At 45.8% G+C, this 17,157-nt stretch carries 16 protein-coding genes; all 16 read right to left on the reverse strand.

Translation table 11 applies throughout. The features are described 5' to 3' along the window. Position 1: 1 nt before the first annotated feature. The 16 genes from GVO62_RS05815 to GVO62_RS05890 all read right to left on the reverse strand — a co-directional run bounded on the left by GVO62_RS05815 (position 2) and on the right by GVO62_RS05890 (position 17,089). Complete coding sequence (locus tag GVO62_RS05815; protein WP_159118137.1) at positions 2–787, reverse strand: hypothetical protein; 786 nt, start codon at positions 785–787, stop codon at positions 2–4. Positions 788–799: 12 nt separating this feature from the next. Further along, positions 800–3,697: a hypothetical protein gene (locus GVO62_RS05820; RefSeq protein WP_236547081.1), complete on the reverse strand. Its 2,898-nt coding sequence runs from the start codon at positions 3,695–3,697 to the stop codon at positions 800–802. Next, positions 3,687–5,129: a hypothetical protein gene (locus GVO62_RS05825; RefSeq protein WP_159118138.1), complete on the reverse strand. Its 1,443-nt coding sequence runs from the start codon at positions 5,127–5,129 to the stop codon at positions 3,687–3,689. Before GVO62_RS05825 ends, GVO62_RS05820 begins: the two co-directional genes overlap by 11 nt. Continuing rightward, positions 5,126–8,419, reverse strand: coding sequence for a phage tail protein (locus GVO62_RS05830; protein ID WP_159118139.1), 3,294 nt, complete (start codon positions 8,417–8,419; stop codon positions 5,126–5,128). The genes GVO62_RS05825 and GVO62_RS05830 overlap by 4 nt, the downstream gene beginning before the upstream one ends. Next, positions 8,419–8,826 (reverse strand): DUF6950 family protein, encoded by a 408-nt coding sequence (locus GVO62_RS05835; protein WP_159118140.1) that lies wholly within the window; start codon positions 8,824–8,826, stop codon positions 8,419–8,421. Before GVO62_RS05835 ends, GVO62_RS05830 begins: the two co-directional genes overlap by 1 nt. Then, the gene (locus GVO62_RS05840; RefSeq protein ID WP_159118141.1) at positions 8,823–9,434 is read right to left on the reverse strand and encodes a hypothetical protein; all 612 of its coding nucleotides are present in this window, start codon (positions 9,432–9,434) and stop codon (positions 8,823–8,825) included. Before GVO62_RS05840 ends, GVO62_RS05835 begins: the two co-directional genes overlap by 4 nt. Next, complete coding sequence (locus GVO62_RS05845) at positions 9,431–10,033, reverse strand: hypothetical protein (RefSeq protein ID WP_159118142.1); 603 nt, start codon at positions 10,031–10,033, stop codon at positions 9,431–9,433. Before GVO62_RS05845 ends, GVO62_RS05840 begins: the two co-directional genes overlap by 4 nt. Continuing rightward, positions 10,030–13,266: a tape measure protein gene (locus GVO62_RS05850; RefSeq protein ID WP_159118143.1), complete on the reverse strand. Its 3,237-nt coding sequence runs from the start codon at positions 13,264–13,266 to the stop codon at positions 10,030–10,032. Before GVO62_RS05850 ends, GVO62_RS05845 begins: the two co-directional genes overlap by 4 nt. Beyond that, a complete protein-coding gene (locus GVO62_RS05855; RefSeq protein ID WP_159118144.1) occupies positions 13,253–13,537 on the reverse strand; it encodes a DUF1799 domain-containing protein in 285 nt (94 codons plus the stop codon). The genes GVO62_RS05850 and GVO62_RS05855 overlap by 14 nt, the downstream gene beginning before the upstream one ends. 83 nt (positions 13,538–13,620) lie before the next feature. Beyond that, positions 13,621–13,941 (reverse strand): hypothetical protein, encoded by a 321-nt coding sequence (locus GVO62_RS05860; RefSeq protein ID WP_159118145.1) that lies wholly within the window; start codon positions 13,939–13,941, stop codon positions 13,621–13,623. Beyond that, positions 13,941–14,894 (reverse strand): hypothetical protein, encoded by a 954-nt coding sequence (locus GVO62_RS05865; protein WP_159118146.1) that lies wholly within the window; start codon positions 14,892–14,894, stop codon positions 13,941–13,943. The genes GVO62_RS05860 and GVO62_RS05865 overlap by 1 nt, the downstream gene beginning before the upstream one ends. Continuing rightward, the gene (locus GVO62_RS05870; protein WP_159118147.1) at positions 14,891–15,091 is read right to left on the reverse strand and encodes a hypothetical protein; all 201 of its coding nucleotides are present in this window, start codon (positions 15,089–15,091) and stop codon (positions 14,891–14,893) included. Before GVO62_RS05870 ends, GVO62_RS05865 begins: the two co-directional genes overlap by 4 nt. Positions 15,092–15,155: 64 nt before the next feature. Beyond that, entirely contained in the window at positions 15,156–15,563 is a 408-nt protein-coding gene (locus GVO62_RS05875) for a hypothetical protein (RefSeq protein ID WP_159118148.1), read from the reverse strand. Further along, positions 15,560–16,051, reverse strand: coding sequence for an HK97-gp10 family putative phage morphogenesis protein (locus GVO62_RS05880; RefSeq protein ID WP_159118149.1), 492 nt, complete (start codon positions 16,049–16,051; stop codon positions 15,560–15,562). The genes GVO62_RS05875 and GVO62_RS05880 overlap by 4 nt, the downstream gene beginning before the upstream one ends. Beyond that, positions 16,048–16,650 carry a hypothetical protein gene (locus GVO62_RS05885; protein WP_159118150.1) on the reverse strand — a complete coding sequence of 201 codons (603 nt, stop codon included), beginning with the start codon at positions 16,648–16,650 and terminating at the stop codon, positions 16,048–16,050. The genes GVO62_RS05880 and GVO62_RS05885 overlap by 4 nt, the downstream gene beginning before the upstream one ends. Beyond that, a complete protein-coding gene (locus GVO62_RS05890; protein WP_159118151.1) occupies positions 16,637–17,089 on the reverse strand; it encodes a hypothetical protein in 453 nt (150 codons plus the stop codon). The genes GVO62_RS05885 and GVO62_RS05890 overlap by 14 nt, the downstream gene beginning before the upstream one ends. Between the last annotated feature and the right edge of the window lie 68 nt (positions 17,090–17,157).

Consider the following 17,157-nt stretch of genomic DNA (forward strand, 5'->3'; position numbering starts at 1 on the left):
ATTACACCTCAACTACTGTTGATGCATCCCAAGCGATAACATCTGTATTATCGTCAGCCGCTTGTTTATCTGTGGCTATCATTAGAAGATTATCGCCTACCGATACACTACCGAATGCGTTTAGGTTAAACGTTATTGTTGTACCGCTTGTGTCTAACGCCCCGCTGGTAATTGAGTCGCCTAGAGGGTTTGGTGTGATGATGTAGTTAACGCCGCTTAGCCCTTGAATTGCATCTGGCAACGCAAAAGTTACGGTTTTTACTGCTGCGCTAGGTAAACCGTTAACCGTAAAATTGTCATAAGTTGCGCTTGTGCCCCCAGTTCTAATTCCTACGTAGATATTCCCGTCATTTAATGTTGAGTTAACAGTGCCTAAAAACTGACTGTTAACGTAGCAATCTACGCTGCCATTTCTAAAAACGGCTTTCAGTGTCCTAGTAGCTGATTCAGATATACCTGTTGTATTAGTGTCCAGCAAATCCTCTGCTGTTGAGCCATTAACGGTACTAATTAACCTAACTCTTTGGTCGCTGGGTTTATTTATTAGGTGTAATGAATTTCTCCAATCCGATGCACCTTTTATAACTATCCCATGATAAGGAGTCTTGTCTGAGTTAGGAGTAACGTCTACGGAGACCTCGCCCTCTGCTAAATGTTCCATAGTAATAAATGTTGCGGGGTTACCAAATGAGGTGGCTCTTAAAGCACCATTTTCAGCAACAACCGAACCTAGTTGAACATTAAATTCAGCAGGGATTTCATTGTTTTCAAAAGTGTATACCGGCATTTTTTAATCTCTCTATACTGTGATTGTGATTTCGTTAGACCATGCGCCAGTGAGCGCACCGTTTAGGCAACGGCATCTGATCTTGTATGTGCCTGATGAACAGTTAATTGAACGTTTGAAACAACCGACAACCCCAGGTAATCCGGTGTTAGGAACGTCTAAGGTTGACCAACTAGAGCCGCTATCGCTTGATATTTGAAATTCCATATCGGTCATAGCTGCACGGCAAAGGTCTTTCATTGTTGGGTAAGTTTTTAGGACGTGAACAAGCTTTGAGCGTATTCTTACAGGGCTATAAGTGCTGTATGTGCCAAAACCTTTAGGCTGATTTTGAAGCTGCTCGGTAGAAACACAGCGAACACCATCAACCGCACAGTTCCATATTTCTATGTATGGGCTAGAGTGGCTTGGCGAAAATACTTCACGGACTCCCGAAGTTCTAACAAACTCGGTATTAGCAACCGTAGCTGAACCTTTGGCGTGAGTACGAAGCATTTTACAAGCACCTTCGTAACGCGAATGATTTATTTCAGATCGTTTTTTTAAGTCGGTCACTGAGTCAGAACCGTTTTTCAAATCGCATCCGTAAATGTTTACAGAGTATTTGAACGCTTCTTCACCGTGATAATCACCGTTAACAACAAAACAATCGGAATTACCAAACCGGCTGTCATAGTTTCCAAAATTAGACTCTAGCAGTAAGTCAACATCACAAAAATGTAGTTGCTGCTCTTTTACGAAAGGTCCATACAAGTCACCTGCTACTGCTGTCTGCCATGTTTCGTTACTACCTTCATAACCGCCAATAAAATCCATTTTGTAAACTTCAAGCGACTCAGCACCACGAAGGTTAATTCCGTTTCTGCGATTTCTAACTGTTACGTTCTCAGCAAGATAGTGAGCATTAGCGTTTGAACCTCTATACCCGTCACGTTCGTTCTGTTCAAGAACACCAGATAAGTAAATATCTGCGGTATACAGGTCTTTTAGTCGTGTTACAGGCAACACATCAAACATCAAATTAACGTCGTTACCGTCAACCGTAGCACTCAACTGCGGCACTGCGGGTGTTTCGGTTCTTAGTAGCTTTCGCACATAAATATTTTGAACGTTACCTTTGTAGCCGTTGGTTGTAACTTGAACTTGTGTTGCGTTAGCTGGCGCACGAATAAGCCATACCTCGGTACCTTCTAAGCTATGGCTGTATTGCCCTACGGCACTACCGATTTTCGGTGTGACTGAACCACTTTTTCTATCAACCAGTTTCAAAGAGATTTGATAAACTTCACCAACTTCAAAATTGTAGTTAGCACTTAGCGGGTTACTTGTGCTGTTCGCATAGTAGTTACTGCCGCTTTTAGACCAACCCAAACCGCTAAATCCATCAGGCTGCACAACCTTTGCACCTACCTCTGGTGAAGGCAGTATTTTAAAACGGTGCATGTAGATAAAGTTTTCAGTGCTATATCTGAAATAGTCTATAGCTTCTTCGCCAGGGTCTAAATGCAACCAAGCATCTAAAGGCATATAGCGCAAAGAACCCTCACCCGTAGGTACTATTCTCGCGCCGCTGGGTAAATCAATCTGGCTAGAAAACGCATTTTCAGCACCTTGTACCGAAACTGCATCCTCCATTTGCGGGATATGCATATATGGTAGTGCAAGCGTTTTGTTAGCGTATACTGGCAACACATCGTCTTTAACTGTGGCTTTCACCCCGCGCCAACTTTCACCTTCCGTGAGAACTACGGTTTCATTGTATAATTCACCGTTCACCGTAACGTTGTTTAAAATAAATGTACTCGCACCACGAGCGTATACAAATGGCAGAGGTGCTAGTGCTTTATAGTCCCCACCGTTTATTGTGATGGTAGAACCTGCATGACCGACAATTACACCAAGGCCACTGGTTTCATCTAAGTTACAACCGCAGTTATTTAGTTCACCGTCTTTTTTAAATTCGTAAGCAAACCCATCACCCTGTAATCTTCGCGTCCATGAGACCATGCAGTCACGGGCCGTAGAAGTTTCAGAGAAGTGAATACCCTTACAGTCGTAAGTTGAGGTTAAACCTTTAACATCAACCTGACATTCAAACCTAAAACCTTCGTCACTAAACCCTTGTGTTTCTACATAGCGAACAATAGCTTTAGAACCCTGCTCCAAGTGAACACCGATAAACGGTATAGGGTTTTCGGCAAAAAGATTATTTTCGTTTACAATCTTGCCGCCTACGATTTCTATTTCAGAGTGACCCGCCCTTACAGCAATGCCAATGTCGCCCGAACCGGTAATATCGAACCCTTGCATTGATACATTGCTAGAGCCTAAGGGGATAATAAGTGCTTTAAGCTTTGTTTTAATCCACGTTAAGCTTCGTAAAACCCAATCAAACATACGATACCCGCCGGTATTTATCAGTCCTGCGTTACTTAAAATGGCACCGTGAATTTCAGTACCCCGATTGTCTTTGGTGAGCGTTAAAAAGTTTTGTGAGTCTTTAAGCTTTACGCTGTAAAAACGGTGATAATCCGCACTAAGCAAAATAAACTCAGACGGTGCATTAACGATCCACGGAGAGCGGTTTTCAAGGCTTGTATCAATTTCACTTTCGCCCACTTGTAGGCCGAAGTAAAACGAGAACCATGCGCCCTCGGTTGCTTCATCAATGTCGAAATTCCAAGGCGCAGTTCTTGGTATCCAGTCTCGTATTTCAGACGGGTGAGACCCTATATAGAAATTGTCACCGCGCTCTATTCGATAGTTCGGGTTTTCTCCGTCACTGTCGTTATAGATTCGGTGATATATGCTATTTATATCTTGAACAGGGTTACATTCCGCCCAGTCTTCACCTTGCGTCCACCCATCCGCAGTTTTTAAATTCACATCAAATAAACGATTAATACTCACTGACAGGTATCCTTATTTTTATTGATTCAACCGTCATACTTCCGGTAATACCGTTGTTTCTTCGTTTGAAATAAATACGCTCGGCGTTAGTAAGAAAACGATAAGGTTCAGCTTCATAAACGATGTTTGGAGCGCTGTTAGAAATAGTGACAGCCATGTGCCGGTTCATGCTGTGAACAACTAAGATGATTTCAAAACTGTAATCATCGTAATCGTCACCAAAAAACCTGAGTGCATCGGTAGAACCATCTGCGTCATTTACGGAATAGTTACGGTAATTGTTAGGGTCTTGCGTCCAGCTTAGCCCCATATAATTAGGCGTTTGTGGTGTTATATCTTCGCTGTACCAGTAACCGTCAGCTTTCTGGTAAAAGGTTCTGAATGGGCTTTTTAGTGTGCCGAACGCCACATCAAAATAGCCGTTTAACGAACGATAGTAAGAACGGTCTGCATCTAATGTGGCCCATGAATTATCAAGTTCAACGTAATCAATAATCCCTTCAAAATACTCGCTGTTAAACTCCCCTATTTTGTACAGTGGGGTTTCTTCTGGGATTGTAGTCTCATACTCATGCCACTGGTGATTAGCCAACGTTGGGTTGTTGGGTAGCCCTAAGCCCCCGTTACCCATAGGATAAACTCTAAGCTTAATGCCGCCTGAGTAAGCAGAGTTAAGGCGTATAATTGTACCCCTCTGAAATATCGCGAACTTTCGTGAGCCTATAACAGTCGGGATAGTTACCCATCTATCGGTTAGTGAAATATGCACCAATCCGCGCACATCATCGTAACGAATTTGAGGTTCGTTATTAGGGGAATCCTCGGGTAACACCTCGGTCTTTTTAAGCGTTGGGTAATCGCTCAAAATATGCGTAAGGCTTAGGTTTTGCTTTACTGGCGGGCTCAGTGCCTGCGTTCGTTTATTGTCCGTATCAATATCATCGGGCAGCTGTTCAATCGAAACTTTACCGCTCACTTCCGAAAAGTCAGGAAAACGAGTAGCAGTTTCTGGCAATACTTCGTTTATATCCCCTTGAACTTGCGTCCAAGTAGGCCACTGCGTAGCCGTTGTTGGTGGGTCGACAATCATTGAAAAGCTAATTTCACTAACATTACCAGGACCATCACCGTATGCTTCGGCTAGTCCGTTTTGTGCTTCTGTTAGTGAAGTAATAGCGGACAATAAGGCATTGTTTTGACCAAGCGGTATAAGGGTCGCGCTTTTCTCTACTATGTCATTGCCCGTATAAGCAATAGCCAGCGTTAAGGTGCGATTAACGGTGTTTCCGCTTGTAACCACTCGAGGTCTATCACCTGCAATGAAAATCACGCTACCCGGCACTACTGAGAAGTTAGAATCGTTGGTGTTTATCTGTACCAGATTACTATTGTTTGTAAGTGTAACGCTTGGGAATTCTCTCACTGTGCTCATGACGGACGCCCCTCGACGCTAATTAGACTCAACCTTTGAGAGTCGATAAATTGCTGCAATAGCGCACGTTGTTGACCTGTAACCCTCAGACGGTATGAAAATGTTCCCAGTGAAGTATTAGTATCTGTATAAGTGAACGAACCTCCCGTTCTATCTCTTTGATTACAACTAGGCTCAGCTCTATCATCCTGATAGAACTCGTTATACTCCACTGTGCCTGTAATAACCTTTCGCTGAAGTTCTGACCATCCCCCACCACCAAGGCTACGTTCAAGAATAAGCGTGGCTTGGGGTACGAAGCTTGAATCTGTAGGGCACGCACCATCAGACGTGTGGTTTCCATCCCACCCAAAACTACAGCTAACCGTTTTAGGATTTCCATTGGTTGTGAATGGGCCAACTTCCACTGAAGGGTTAAGAGTTAGAAGTGTTGAGTCGCCACCATTTATCAATTCACCCGTAGTTAACGAGCCCCCTAGATATTCATTAGCAAAACTGTCCTTCCAACCGTATTTACCGTTTGATTTGCGCAGCTGGCTGTAGTCTGGCTCACCGTCTGTATTTAAAATAGGGTCGCCTTCCCATATCACTAAATTATCAGGACCAAACCCGTCATAGTCTTGAACACGCATAAAATGCTCACGAACGGTTACTTCCCGAGCAGCTCTAATAGTTCCCGTAAACTCAGTATTTGCACCTATTTCTAACTTGCCAGTAATAGTATTGAGGTTAAAAAACACTACGCCTGCTTGACTGGCGAACTTAAGGTTGTCCATGTAAAGGTGAATTGATGAATTGTTGTTCCCGCCCTGAATACTTAAGCCAGTAAACTCTTCGTTTTCGTCTACCACGCCTAAGTAGTAAGTGCCGCCAAGCTCACCAAGCTGGTCTTCCAACGCCTGCATGAAGTTAATAACAGAAAGTTCTTCACCCGCCCTGTTTGTCACTTTTACTTCTTCAAACGACCGAACCAGTGGTGCGCCGGCAATCCAATCGCCGTTCTCATCTTCATAGCCGATATTTACCTGCTTAAAGTCTGCAAATTGCGCCTCAACTGTCTTGGTACCTACTTTCTGCTTAAGCCCAATTATCTCTGTGCTGTTGATTTGATTAGCGCTAACCGCTTCGGTAACGTTGTAAATAAGCTGCTGGTACTGATCGCCCTGCTCACTGGTTTGGGTACTCCAATAAGACACATCATTAGTAATCGCTTCAATGTGATCACCTAGTGCTGCGGGTAAGCCAGGCCACTGCACCAAAGCAAAGGTTTCTGGCACAAAATCTTGTGCATCAATACCAATCAGGTTGGGAATAGTCACCGATAACCAATTAGGGTCTGCAGCTGTGTCGTTTACCAGTCGGTACCAAACCGTTACCGTGCCGTTGTGCGGCGTGTTGGTGATAGTAATTGTAAGGTTACGACCAGCATTAATGGCGGCGTCAAAGTTCTCTTGTGTACTACCTTCAAATGAGTACTTCCATTCGTAGGTTGCTCGGCCATTCGGTGGAGTTGGGCCATTAACTATTACGCGCCCTGGCAAAATATTAATGCCAATATCATCGGTCGGGGTTGAGGTCGCTCCTACGTTAAACGCCATTTGTGTAGCCACACTGTTTTTTTCAAAGCGGTTCTGAGCAGAAATTGCAACGCTGTAGTCGCCCAATGCTAAATTGTTAATATCCAATGCAGGTAGCGTCGGGTAATAGACCTGGCTAAAACTATCTGCAGGTTGTTTGGTGATTAGCACTACATAACGGCGAACGCTATCTGGTGCGCTATGCTCCCACGTTAGTAAACCTTGCCGATAAGCATCGTTTGGCGTTGGCGAATAATTAATATTCTGTGGCGCTGACACGTACGTATTGTCTATGTCAGTGTTTGGCGTTAAGTCTCGCTCTGAAGGTATAACGCTATCGCTATAAATCTCTGCAGTTGTTTCTTGTAGAACCAATGTCCAAGTAAATGATTCAGTGTCAAAGTCGAAGTCGATAACTTCGTATTCTTTACCGATAATATTGTGCTCTTTAAACTCAATGTTCACCACTTTGCCAGGAGAACACTTAATACCTTTCCAGCCAACCACGACCTTAAGCGTATCGCCAGCGGCTAACCGTTCCATGTAGACTCTGTTTAAGCGCTGACACATGGTGTCAGAATTGGTGAATGCCAATTGTCGTGCATGCTGCAGATATTTTTTATCGCGTGTATCACGGTAATATTCACTGAAGATTTCAGTGCTATTCGTTTCTTGATAAAAGGAATCAGGGTCGATGAATTTGGCAACAACAGCATTGCACCTGTCTTCAAGCGGTGTGTATGGCTGACGGTCTACGTCAGCTTTTAAATCATCTTCAGTTAGTGTAACGGTTGCAGGACCTCGATAAGCTGCAGTTAAAAGCCAATACTTACCGCCAGCTTCAACCCAGCGACCACCGCAGCTTTTAAGTAGCTCGTCCTCAACAATCCGTTGCCCTTGTGATAGGTCTATTACACCGTTACAAGTCCAGCGCTTTTCAGTGTGCGTATCGCCGTTCTTATCTTCGAAGCTAATAACTTCATCGCATAAATTTGCTTCGTAGGCCAAGTTAGCCAGGTCAAACATTTCAATGGGTAATACTTCGTCACCGCCGAAGCGCTTCCAGTACAAATTGATAAGAACAGGGTTTTCGGTCCATTCCCACGTACTTTGGTCATCGGCTCTATGGTCACCGCTGCCCCCTACACTACTGTCTTTTCTTGGGTCGTAGCACTTTATGCCGGCAACTAAAAATTTAACGTCCTGTACGCCGTTCGGGAAGATGTCAGGGTTCACTTCGTACTTGTGATAAGCGTACGTTATGCCGAAACCTATGCAGTCTTCATCTACATTGGTCATTTCTGTACGGGCAGTAGCGTTTGCTGTTGTTTGGTCACCTAGCGCCACTTGAATTCTGTAGCCGTTACCACTTAGTGAAGACGTGTCTTTTCCATCAAGCTGGTAAAGCTCTACGCTCTCACAAGGGTGTGCAGCCAATGGTGTGAAGAACAAGTTGTATTCTTTCTTATTAAGCGTGCGCTTTTGGTACTTAGTAATAGGCCCACTTGTCACTGTTTTCCCCACAATCATAAGTCGCGGTGAATTACTTTCTGTGCGCAGGTCTTGGTGGCCAGTGCCAAGGGCGCTGGTATCTGGTATTTCTGGCTGAAGCAGTGAGCCGAACACACCACTAATTAAACCAAACGCAAATTTTAGACCGCCGCCGACTAAGCCAACCAATGCGCCACCAACGGCTTCAACCGCTTTACCCACTAGCCAACCCTCCAAACATTTTTAATTAAAAGTGGAGAGAATGTTTCTATCCCATATTCACCCGGGGCGAGTACTTCACCAAACATAACGCCTGCTATGTCTCTGCCGTCATTTTCAAATAAAACAACATCACCGCGACGCACCTCTAGCCTTGAAACGGTTGAACCAAAAGCGTGGGTTAGTACCGCTTCTACACTATCGAATCCCTGCTTTTTCAATTGTTTCATAGCGCCAAGTTCGCTCTTGTATTTGCCGCGAAACGTGGCTGCAGGATCAACACCTGTAATAGCAAGCGCCATGTCAGCTACAAACAAACAGCAGTCATTCACACCCCACTCAAAGGGCGTGTGCTTTTTACTTTTTACAAAATCTGTCAGACGAACTGTCCAGTCAGTGTGTCTTATCATCGCTGCCTCGTTGTTGTACCGCCACCTCTACCACCGCGGCCACCACTGCTTACGGCGTTACTTCCGCTGTAACTACTTAGCGGCCCTTTAGCTACGGCTTCGACGTCATCTAGAAAGCTGTCGTTAGGGTAAATTGCACGCTGACTCGCTGCGCTGTACGTGGTGTAGCGTTTTGGTTGGCTCCATCGATGGGTGTAGCTAACACATTCGACAGAAATAGTCGGTGGAGCGCTGTACTTGGCAGGGGTGTTGTTGACGATGCCGAGATAGATAAGCTGCTTTGCAACCAGCTGCTGGTCGTCATTAAAGACGCCAAGGTACAAACGCACTTCCCCGCCTGCCGCATCATCTTTAAGCGCCTCAGCAAGTACCGACGTGTCGGGGGTAATAAGTGTTAGCGTTACTCGAGGAGCGCTACCCTCTTTAATTACACTTACCATTCCATTGTTAGCTACGCCCCAATAGGTTTCGCCGTCTGATTTGATTGGGCCTGCACCATTGTGAAACCGCGCCATGCCAGCAGGCCACTCGATAGTACCCATAATGCAGGCGCACTTTTCAGATTGGCTAAGAATGGCTTCAACTTGCGGTTCGAGGTGATAAGTCATGCGCGAATACTCGTGTAGCCGCTGATAGAAAAATCATTCAGCACCAGTTTTCGTTGCGCGAAGCTCGGCCCCTGCTGGTTGTCAGGCAGCATCATTTTATTCATTGGGTCGTTAACGACTAAGCCGGTACCGCTTATCGGAATACTTAGCAATTGAGGCCTAAAGCGAAGCGTACATTCACCGATGTTGTCGGCAACGGCATCTTCTAAAAGTTTGTATAGATAGTTGTCTAGCTGGAAACGATCGCCAGCAGGCGCTATCAATGTGTTAGGAATGGCGTTCTTAATTTTTAATACCGTGCCTGATTGGTCGTTTCCATCAACCACGATGTTACCTGCCCAGTCACCTAACTGAGTATGGGTACTATCCCACATCATAAATTCGCCGCGGCTACCGTCTAACGAATCAATAAAGTTTGAAAGCTCTCGCCCTTGTGCATATCGAACCTTCGACCATGAACCGCTAAAGGTCCAATAAGCACCTGGTCGCGTCCACACTTCAGAGGTTCGCCCAGGGCCAGTCGATACACTTGAATTGGGTACAATTTTAAATTGCAGGGATGAAGGCAAAATATGCCGTGGGAAAATAGGTAAACTCATCGCGATGCCCTATAACCTGAATACACTGGGCCTGTACCCGTCTTAAATTGCTGACCGACTTTCGCTAACGTTTCTTGCTGCTGACGTTCAAGAATAGGTGCTAGCTGCGTCATTACCTCTTCAGTGTTGCCACCTGAAACATTGATTGTTCTGTTGTCGTTGAATACAACGCTGCGCCCACCGCCATCGTTGGCCGCTTGTCTGTTTAAAATGTTGGCGGTGTCTACACGGCTAGTAACGGTCGCTGGGCCTTTTACGAATTCAGGGCCATATTCACCGGCAATACCGAACTTACCTGATGGGATATGCCCACCTTTATCGAATAAACCTGCAAACATTGCGGCCATGGCTGCACCTACTGCGGCAATGGCTGCTATTGAGCCTATTGAGTTTGTACCAGCTGTTGCTAAGGTGGTGGCCGCTGCAGCTGGGGCCATGGCACCGGTAATAGTTGTTGCTGAGGTTGTTGCCGCGGCAGTGGCTACTGCATTTTCAGAAAGCGCCGCTTTCTTGTTAATGAGCGCGAGTACTAGACGCCTTGCGCCTATCTCAATAAGGCTTGCGACAACTTGCTTTGCCGTGCTTCTAAACACGTTTTTAAGCCCATCACCAAGATTCTCACTTTCAAATAACGCGTCTGCTGTTGCCTGCCCGATACGCATAGAGAAATTATTGATTGTGCTTTCCCACATTTTTGCAAACTCATCAGATAGAGACTCTTGGATATCCTCCATAGCATCGGAGTGCCTTTTCTGTTCGGCTTCAATCAACTGATTTATTTCTTGGCGCTTCGATAACTCCTGCTCTGGTAAACTATCTCGATAGGTTTCTAAATCGTTGATGTTGTTTTTGTGATTATTAACCTCTCGTTGCGCTGGTGTCATGGTACCCACAGCAATACTTTCAACCCGTGATTGAAGCGACTTCGCTTTATTTAAGTTATCCAGCTCCTGCCCTTGGAGAATCAGCTTTTGCTTTAGTGCATCGTTAATATCTTTCAGTGCACCATGCTCGATGTCGTAGCGAATTTGAGCCTCACGACTGGTATCGCCATAGAGGGCAAGCTCTTCGTCGTTTTTAGCAATTAATTTATTCACTTCATCTGTAAGTGACGTTACCGCACTTTTTTGCTCAGTTCTGATATCTACATCTTGTCTATGAGCGTCGTAACGCTTTGCAGCAACGATAAGCGCTTCTTTTTCTGCAGCAGTAAGGTCTTTTAGCGAGCCGTGGGTAGTTTCATATGAGACACGAGCGACTTCGCCTACTTGACCGTAAAGAACGCGCTGACGCTCAAGGTCAGCGAGTAATTTTGCAGCGGATTCTCGCTGCTTTGTAATGTCTGCCGTATTAACAACAGGATCATTGCTGGCGTTACCTTTTGATAAGATAGACTGAAGTTGAACAATAATATCGGTAAGACGCTGCACTTCTTTTTCTGCGGCAATAACGTCTTCAGTCGTCGTTTTAAAGTACGGATTTTCGAAGCGTTTACGCAATTCCTCTGCTTGTTCCTTAGCAAGTTCTAACTGACCTGTGTAGCGTTGAAGTGCGCCTACTGCCTGCGTTCTTGTGTACTTAGAAAACGGGCTGAGTGTATTTTGAAGCGCCTTTACTTCATCATTTAATTGTTTAGTACTGTTTTTTGCTTCATCAGACGATGTGGCCCATTCATACAGCGCATAGGTACCTAATAAAACCACGCCTGGTATGCCACCTATAGCAGCCCATAAACCACGAGCTACAGCTGTCGCGGCTCTGCCTACTACCGCATATTGCGCTGTTGCAAGGTTAAGGGCTTTTTGACTGGCGATAACTGCTTGGTTAGCAGCGGCTAAACGAGTAAGAGCGCCGGCACGCAATGTATCGTTGCTGGCAACTTCAAGCGACCGTTTGGCCGCTAATTGAAGTGAGAGGTTATGCTCATGCTGCCTTTTCGCTGCTGCGAGTGTTGCTGCTGTTGCTGTTTGCTGTGCAACCGTTTTGCGGCCAAGTTCAACACCGTAATTACTGATAGCCGCTGCACCGCGAACCAGCGCTACGGCTGTTAAGGTTTCGACAGCAGTCGTTAGTGTTTGCGCGTTATCTCTCACAAACGTGAGTGCTTCACCGGTGGTTTCAAGCAGCTCGCCGTAAACATTGCTAATGGGTTGTTCAAATGCGGCAATGGTTTGCACGCGCAAGTTCTCTAGCGCGTTTTCTTGTGCGGTTATGTTGTCAATGTTTGCTTTGGCTGCACCATCATATTCACCCAGCGCTTTAATGAGATCATCTCTGAACATGGCACTGGTTACTTCGCCGTTTACTACTAAGTCTCGATAGGTTTTACCCTGAAGGCCGGCCGCTTTGGTGATAGCTTGCATTAAGCCAGGGATAGGCTCCATCACCTGGTTGAATTCAGCAGTTTGCACCGTTGGCTGGGAAAGCGCTTGGCCTAAGCCATACATTAGGTTACCCAGTTGATCGGTACTCACGCCCAGTGCGCTTTGCGCATTACTTAAACCTGTCATTATATCGTATTGCTGTTGCTGATTAATGATGTCGCCTTTACGCAGTGCAGCTAGGCTGGCATAACTCTCGCCCATAACCAGTACAGACTTGCCATGATCATCTGCTAGCTGCGTTAAGAAACTCAGTGAATTAGCGTAGTCTTGGGTGTCTACGCTTAAGAAGCGAAGGCGTGTGCTGAACTGCTGATAATCAGAAAGGGTGTCTTTAATATTTACCGCGGCATTCTGCGCTGCAAGCACACCAAAAGCACCGGCAATGTAACCGCCAAGTGGCCGAACGGCTGCGCCCAGGCTTCGGCTTTGTACTTCAAGTTGCTTAATGTTTCGCGTTGCTGCAGATGCTGACGTATCAGTAGTACGTAAACTGCGAGATAAACTGCTTTGACTGGCAATAACGTCGCGCATTTCGCGCTGTAATTGCTCTAACACTTGCTCATAACGGTCTAGGCCATCACGGGCGGCATTCGTGTTTTGCTTAGAAAGACTAACTTCCTTGTTAAGTGCGGCCTGTTGGCTCACTAATTCCTTTAGATGATTATCCAACTTACCAACCGCGTTTTCCAAAGTGGTAAAACTGCCAGCTTGGCTAGTGGCTTGCGAGGTTCCACGGGTAAGCTCTTTATTAAGGGCTACCTGCTGTGCAATGGCCTGCTGATACTCCTTGCGCATACCTTTAGTATTGGCAAGTAAGTTAATCATTATATCTAGGTCACTTTTGCTCACTGGCACGCTCGTTAAGTGTTGAGACTACGTGACGGCTAAGAACCCTTAACTTTTGGTAGTCCAATTTGCTGTACTTGCGGCCTGTTGCTTGTGCATCGGCCATTACTGCAGGGATATCTAGCGCAACTCTGAAACCTTCGGTGTAAACCCATAGGTCATCAACATCTAAAAACCAGTAAAATGCAGCTTGGTTTTCAGGAAGAAGTTCTAGCACTCGGTCTTGGAAGTCTTCGTCTTCTTGGAGAACCGCTTTTATCTGCGCTTCGTCCATCCCGTAGCCGTCTCTTAATTGCGCTATGTATTCCTGTTTGTCGCTACTTGTAACGCTAGGGCCTACCCAAAACTGGGCGGCCTCTAGGAGTTTTTTTCCGCTACGCCTGCGTCCATCTTTAAGTAGGCGTTATAAAGACCAACACGGTAATTGGTATCTGAAAGCAACTCTGCTTTGTCTTCATCACTTAGCTTTTCTAGATTGGCTTCAGTTTCACCAGCTTCTAGCATCACAGCTTTAAGTAACGGGGTTTGGCCTTCCTTGGCCGCAGCATCGAACTCTTTTTCAGATAAGCGCTTAAACCGAGCAAAGAAGTTATGTTCTTCAAGCGCCCCGCCGTCTGCAGGTACCTTTACAGATACAGGCCACACGACACTTTCTTTTCGTTTAATTTTTAATTGCATTAGCTCACCGTAATTTTGTTTTTACCAATGGCGCCATACGGCATCACAAACGTGCGTTTACCTTCAAATTCGCCGTAGCCCACGCCTAAAATTTGTAGCTCGGGGTTGGAAAAGGTAACGATATTGCCTGCTGTGGTACCGTGCTGAAGCGAGAAAGGTAGGAACACCTCCGCTTCGCTATTCACAATCGCGAACGGGTCGAAGTCGCTGTGATCAGGCACTAGAATTTCAATTTCACCTTCTGGCGCAATGTCATCAATGCTCACACCTTCATAACCTGGCAAATCGGTGTAGTTCACTTCGTTGTTTTGGTCTGAAGAGTAGTTAATAAGCGCATATTCACTGCCGTCTAGCGTGAACGTGGTGTATTGGTTACCCACCTTTACAGGCTTAAGTTGATTGAAAGAAGGAGTGGGCATAGCCTCTTTTAATACACCGCCGTAGGTACCTGTAATGGTTAGGGTGTAGGTAGGCAGTGCACCGTTGGCAACAGCAACACTTACATTGGCCTGTGCACCCAATACTTTATGGTTTCGGCCAGCGTGGTAGAAATAAATAGTCGCATCGGGCCAACTATCATCGTCCAGTTGTTCGTACTGCACATCAGTGCCGGCATTCACCGTTTCTGAGAACGCACCAATTTTAATTAGGTCGTTATAAACGGGGGCAGTACCAGCCGTACCGGAACCAGCAATTTCTACTTCAGTTGAAATAGTAAAATGCTGGCCCACTAGCATTTGGGGCTTATAACCTAGGGTTGCATCGTCCAGTTCACGGTCTAACGTTTCAATTTCTAGCGAAAGTTCGGCGTTTTTGGTTTGGATGTGCTTCGGCGTTTCGCCTGCCGCAATATAATCTTCACCAATGACTAGGGCTGGATTCGCTGCAGCGTTAAACACTGCCATGGTGAGCAGAAGGCGTTTCACCTTATACTTTTGATACTTAGCACTCATTGCTTAGGCTCCTTTGCTAATTTAGCGACAGGTGCCTGCTTTGCGGTGTGCTTTGTACTCAGTACCTTAACTGGCGCTAATTGGGCTAGTTGGGCACTGGAAAGCTCACCGTCTTCAAAAGTGTTTACACCTGGTGCGAAGTTAATGCCGGCGCTGCGCACTGGCTTCGTAGATGAATTGGTTACTGTAATAGGCATGGTCGCCCCCTTTTTCTGTAGTGCTCAGTGTCGCAATGAGGGGGGCGCAGCGTTAGGGCAAAAGTTAAAGGTCGTTAAAGCGCAGTTCGAATAAAACCCAAGCGTGAATAGGATCCATCTGGCGCGAGGTTCTGGCGCTGACCAGTTCAAGGTTAAGCGGTTCGTTCGCTTCACCATCTTGGGCAACTAATTCTTTAATTAATTCGAGCATAGAAAATTCAATGGCTTCTTTTTGCTCGCCAGTGGTGTTCTCGTTCACCAGCTGCTGGGCCACTATCATAAAGTTATGCACTTCGTCTTCAGTGTCGTACAAGCTACCGAACTGCGGAAAGCCAGAGGACAATACGGCATAAATGCGTTCGTGCTTGTCCATTTCGGTGTCTAAATCGCTGTAATTTCGTGTGACATGGTGAATGCCAACTATTTGCTTAAGGTTATCTTTAACCGTGTTAAGCCGCTGTTCGGGGGTCATTTTGTTTTAACCTCTAATGCAGATTTAAAGTAAGTCAACGCTAGGTTTGGCGCTTTCGCTTTGATATGTTCAAGCGCTGGCCTCATAAACGGCTGCGCTGGGGTGCCTTGATAGAAAATTTTGGTCTGTATGAGATAGGCCAGCTGCTCAATGCTCATGTCTTCGTCGTCGGGGGTAATACCTTTAACGTCCATCCAATCTAAAATAGTTTGGTCTGGTACCCATCCACCGCGGCCCGTGCCCTCTTCCACATACCTGGCATAATGAACACCAGCTACCACTTGATGAAAACTAGCGGATTGCTGCTTAGCGCGAATTGAATTGGTTAGGGTGCTTTCTGCTTTCGGGGTGTGGCGCTTCGCTTCTCTGGTACCTTCTTGCGATAAACGGCGAAGTAATTTTGCGGTAGTTCCATCGATGGCGTTAACACTGCGCTCTAAATAGTTGATTAGAGCGCGAGTGTTAAGGTCTAGAATGATTTCGTTCATAGCGTTTCAGCTATACGGCCAGCTTCCTCTTGAAGCGCTTCAAACGCTAATTTGGGGCTGCCATACTGAATCTTGCCTGCATTCCCTTTGGTAGTAACTTGCGTGCCAGGCTCTCGCAGCACTAACAGTTTCATTACTTCCATTTGGCAGAGTAAAAGTAGTAGTGCCTGCTTGCGTGGCTCTATCTCTATGGCGCCATTATTCACTTGGTAGCGAGCATAGTAGAAATAGGTAAATCGACTGCCGAGATTACTAATCATCTGCGCAGTAGGTGCAAAGCTAAAGTAAATACTCCCTTCGTTGTAGGTCACATCAGGTAACCGAGAAATATAGCCAGGTTCCCATGGTGCTGCGCGCTGGTCAAAGCCCCACGCCGTTTCCTTGTACGCCCAAATGTTAGAGGGCGCTGGGTATATCTGCACGCCAGGCTGCAAAGAAATGGTGTCGATACCTGTTGCCGGCGCAAGTCTTGATAGCGCATCAAGTGCGTTATCAACAATGGTGCTGGTTATCGTGATATCGTCAGTATCAAGCAGTTTAGTACTGCTTGATACCGATACCAATAAGCTTGCTACAAGATCCGCTTTACTGATTGACATGCTTTTGTTGCTCTGCCCGTTTTGCTATTTCATCGTTTACCATTGCTACCTTGGCTTCATCTTTAGCAACGTCAAGCAGCAATGCATCTAAGTCTTCAACGCTAGACAATGCTAATGCAAATTCCTCTAGCTCAACGCTGTACTCACGAGACTTAATTTCATCTGTAATGGCATCAATCGCGCTAGCACGGTTTTGGCCTTGTTCCTCTTCAGCCTGAAGCTGTTGAAGTTGGTCTTGGGTGAACGATTCAAGCTTTTCTTTCAATTTAGCTACTGTTGTAGCCAGTTCGCCCTTCGCATCAAACGACATAGCTGCCACTTGGCTAGATGCTGATTGCTTTGGTACTTCAACAATACGTGTTTCGCCAGGAGGAATCATTTTACCAGCTACAAACATAATTGCTGCAGAGGTATTGGTAATCGCTTCTTTAACTTTCATGGTTTTTACCTTTTAGCCAGTTAATAAAAAAGGCAGGCAATGTGGCCTGCCCTTTTTGGGTTACATGA

It is taken from the genome of Alteromonas sp. KUL150 (genome assembly GCF_009811475.1).
GTDB lineage: Bacteria > Pseudomonadota > Gammaproteobacteria > Enterobacterales > Alteromonadaceae > Alteromonas > Alteromonas gracilis.